Source organism: SAR324 cluster bacterium, assembly GCA_029245725.1.
Classification (GTDB): Bacteria; SAR324; SAR324; order SAR324; family NAC60-12; genus JCVI-SCAAA005.
This window is the reverse complement of the sequence record JAQWOT010000128.1, coordinates 1-3,181: the sequence shown is the minus strand read 5'-3', so window position 1 is coordinate 3,181 and position 3,181 is coordinate 1. Positions and strand designations below refer to the sequence as shown.

Genomic DNA, 3,181 nt, shown 5'->3' with positions numbered 1-3,181 from the left:
CGCTGATATTCATCATCAGTAAAGATTCGCTTGCGGACATTATCCACTTTGATTGCTGGAAAATTAGCCACAGGCACCTTACTAATGATTTCGTGCTTTAATGCTCGATTGAAAATGTTGCGCAGCAGATTCACTTCCTCTTTCACAGTCTTTGGCGAAATCAATTTGCCCAATTTACTCGGAGAAGATTCATGCAATCGTTGCTGAACAAAATTTTCTAGCTGTGCAATCGAAAGATCACGAATCACTTGCTGTGCATTTAACAGTCGTCTTAAAGCTTTAATCTGCATTTTATAACGAGGGTAACTGTCTAGCTTCTGAACTTCCTGCAAGGCAAGAAACCAATCAAACAAATGATCAAGCGTCACCATCGAATTCTTATCACGCTCAATGTGCCTGTCTTCAACCTGAGCCTTCTTCACTTCCAGTAGACGGGCCATAGCAGCCGCCTTGGATGGCCCAATTGACTCCCTTATCTTCTTGCCACCCTGACGGTATTCGATGCGGTAGTTTTTATTCGGCTCTTTTTTCAGTCGGGCAAATCCACAGAGTTTGCCTTTGTTGGGCCCGCGCCGAAACCGGCCTTTACAGATGCTTGTACTTTCTGAGTTCCAATGACCACATTTTGGACACTCAATCTCTAGTCCCATAAATCCTCTTTGATTTCTTGTGTTGATTAAGCTGAACCATCGAATACTCTACTCCATGCTTAGCCAACCAGACTCGTCTTCTTTAAGACACTTCTGAACCATATCACTGAGTGCATACCAACGCTCGTGCAGTTGTTGACGCCGATCATCGATCCAAGCTCGGTCCAGTTCAATGCCGAACTCTACTGCCTCTAGAGAAGGCCGCTTAGTCTCCTCCATCACCGTGATATCCATGTAGTAGTAGCGGGCTGTCTGCCACTGCCTCGGTGAACTTTGTTCCTCTAGACCGGGGGCTGCGCTGTTCACTTCAGTTGACATATCACTGTTCTGGCTTAACTCCTGCCGAAGATCCCGCCAGTCCCCTCTAAGCCAAAGAGCAATATTCTGCTGCCAGTCATAGAGTTCTTTCATCACTATATGCCGGCCCAACTGTTGAGCCACCAACTCCTGCTGTAATCTCAGCAACTCCTGCTGAAAAAAACTGACAGCCAGATTGAGGGGTAGCTCAACCTGCACAACCAACGAGAAATGATCCTGCCGACTGAGCATCTTTAGCAACCATCGCTCACTGGGTCTCAGGCCTTCCCAGGCGTTGTACCACTTGGTCCCTTGACCACTGAGCAGCCACTGGTGGCGAACTCCAAACTCGCACTCCACGGCTTTGGCCATTACAACAGAGACTGTGGCTGCTCTTTGGAAGAGAGCTCCTAAGCCACTAGGAGACATTCCTAAGCGTCTAGCAAACTCTCGGCGGGAGATACCCAGTTCTTCAATAAGTAACGCTAGTCTTTTGGTCTCAGGAAGAAGCTGCGGCTCTGGCTTAAAGCGGGGTCTGGCCATTCACTTCACTTGAAATTGATTGACGAAATAAACCTGAACTTGTAAACTATATTAGTTTATATATCTATATTTTTATTTTTTTGAGTTTAATGTCAAGACAGAGATGCCAGCTAATGTCGAACCAAGAATCTCACCCTCTACTAACATTAGCCGAAGGTTCTGAGATCCTCAGGCTGAGTCCGAACACGTTGAACAACTGGTTGAGCCAGGGAAAGATTCGGAGAGTAAAGATAGGCCGTAAAACTTTTCTTGATAGGGCAGAAATCGAGAGCATGTTAAATAAAGCTTTGGAAAGACAATAACTAGAGCATAAAAAATTATTGTTTCATAGAAAGTTTCTTACTTCTAAAGTGGTAAATAAGCTGCTAAATTTCGATTGTTGACCTCAAACTAAAAGCATAAAGCTGATAGCGCTGAAGAAGATAAATAAAAATAAATTAAAAACTGTGTTCATACAACCTCAAAATAAGAAGGGAAATAGTAGCGAATGACAGTTCATGACCGAATGACAGATCTTTTTGCTTCCCGGCTCCTTATATGGGGAACAGGGGGTTGATTATCAGTGTGTGAACCAGAAAAACTGTCATTCTGTCATGATTTTGCTGGAGCCCAGTATCTGTCTGGGCTGGAGACCATGACAGTTCGATGACAGTTCTCTGCAAAAATGACCGAGAGCAGACAAAGGTCTTGACCCACCTTTGCAAATGTCACATGTTTGTCCCATTCATTGTGCAGTTGCACAACGAGAACTGTCATGATTTCGAGAACTGTCATGCTTCTGTCATGGCTTTTGTCATTGGAATTCTAACGCTACAATGTGAACAACTAAGAGTACTATCCCCCCTGTTACGATCAGTCCCGATTAAGAACCAACCCGATTGGTCATAGCCTGTAAATATGAAAATTTAACTACAGTATTAATTACTATCTAAGAAATATTTAAAGGATCTTTCTTTATAGTATAGGGGGCAAGGAGTAACATATCCCCCTACCTCTTTTTCTTACCTCCCCTAATTGATTTTCACACGCAGTCAAATTTGGTTACCAGTCATCTAATAGCCTACTAGGATCAACATGCACCAAGCAAAGAACCTTACCTGGAAGCAGGAGCGTTTCGTCTCAGAGTATTTACTGAGTGGAAATGCCGCTGAGGCTGCAAGAAGAGCAGGCTATCAGACCCGCTACCCGTCCGAGATAGGCTATGGTCTCAAAAGACATCCCAAGGTTAGAGCAGCACTGATTGAAGCTCAGGAAGCTCGTGCTAGACGGCTGGAGATTCAGGCTGATCTTGTAGCCAGTAAGTACGTCGAGTTGATGGAGCGGGCACTGGAGGCAAAGGATTTCGAGACCGCTCTACAAGCCCTAAATCAGCTGTGTCAGCGACTGAGAATCTTTGAACGTCATCAAGCGTTGCCGCTACTGGAGACAATGGAGCAAGCTCCCAATGATTGGGAAGGTATGCTGAGAGCAACGATCAGGGTGCTAGCGATTGCCGGAAAGTATGATGAGTTGTTGAAGGCCTTGAAGCTAAAAGCCCAGCTTGAGCAATCTGGCAATGCTGAGGGCATGTATGAGAAAGCCCTGCTGGGCTTGGAGGTCTAACTTAGCTACTGATTTCTACATTGGGCTGCTTCCCAAAAGCCAATGACTTCCAATGATCCCCCCATTTACCTGCCAAAACAGGCTTAAAC

At 45.0% G+C, this 3,181-nt stretch carries 4 protein-coding genes; 1 reads left to right on the top strand and 3 read right to left on the bottom strand.

Translation table 11 applies throughout. The features are described from left to right. The 3 genes from P8O70_05595 to P8O70_05585 form a co-directional block, all read right to left on the bottom strand. On the bottom strand, positions 1-650 hold a 650-nt coding region (locus P8O70_05595), incomplete at its 3' end, for a hypothetical protein (GenBank protein MDG2196349.1). A gap of 48 nt (positions 651-698) precedes the next feature. Then, positions 699-1,490, bottom strand: coding sequence for a helix-turn-helix transcriptional regulator (locus tag P8O70_05590; protein ID MDG2196348.1), 792 nt, complete (start codon positions 1,488-1,490; stop codon positions 699-701). 591 nt (positions 1,491-2,081) lie between these two features. Beyond that, entirely contained in the window at positions 2,082-2,264 is a 183-nt protein-coding gene (locus tag P8O70_05585) for a hypothetical protein (GenBank protein ID MDG2196347.1), read from the bottom strand. Between the two features lie 300 nt (positions 2,265-2,564). On the opposite strand from P8O70_05585, the gene P8O70_05580 reads away from it, so the two are divergent. Next, positions 2,565-3,092 (top strand): terminase small subunit, encoded by a 528-nt coding sequence (locus tag P8O70_05580; protein ID MDG2196346.1) that lies wholly within the window; start codon positions 2,565-2,567, stop codon positions 3,090-3,092. The last annotated feature ends 89 nt before the right edge of the window (positions 3,093-3,181 follow it).